This window comes from Neisseria sp. P0021.S005, from assembly GCF_051956955.1.
In genome coordinates, this window is record NZ_JBQCWY010000955.1 from 1 (window position 1) to 455 (window position 455).

The following is a 455-nucleotide window of genomic DNA, read 5'->3' on the forward strand; positions in this document are numbered from 1 at the left end:
CGAAAATATTAATTTCTAAACCACTCAGGCCGTCTGAACGTTGGGTTTCAGACGGCCTTATTGTTATGATGAACGATCAACAACTCCTGCGGTTCAGCCGCCATATCCTGCTTGACGAAATCGGTATCGAAGGCCAAGAAAAACTTTTAGCCGCCCATGTGCTCGTTGTCGGTTGCGGCGGGTTGGGTGCGGCGGCCTTGCCGTATCTTGCCGCCGCCGGTATCGGCCGCCTGACGATTGCCGATGCCGATACCATCGACGAGACCAACCTTCAACGCCAAATCACGTTTACCGAAGCCGACATCGGCAAAAACAAGGCTTTGGTCATGCAAGGCCGTCTGAAACAGATCAACAGCCAAACACACATTACAGCCATTGCCGAATTTCTCGATGAAGCCAGGCTTGTCGAATTGGCAAACGCCGCGGACATCATCCTCGATTGTTCCGACAATTAT

Annotated in this window: 1 protein-coding gene; it reads left to right on the forward strand. The window is 51.9% G+C overall.

Annotated elements, in window-relative coordinates; genetic code table 11:
• Nucleotides 1-68: 68 nt before the first annotated feature.
• On the forward strand, nucleotides 69-455 hold a 387-nt coding region (locus tag ACTHUE_RS20340; protein WP_440424316.1), incomplete at its 3' end, for a HesA/MoeB/ThiF family protein.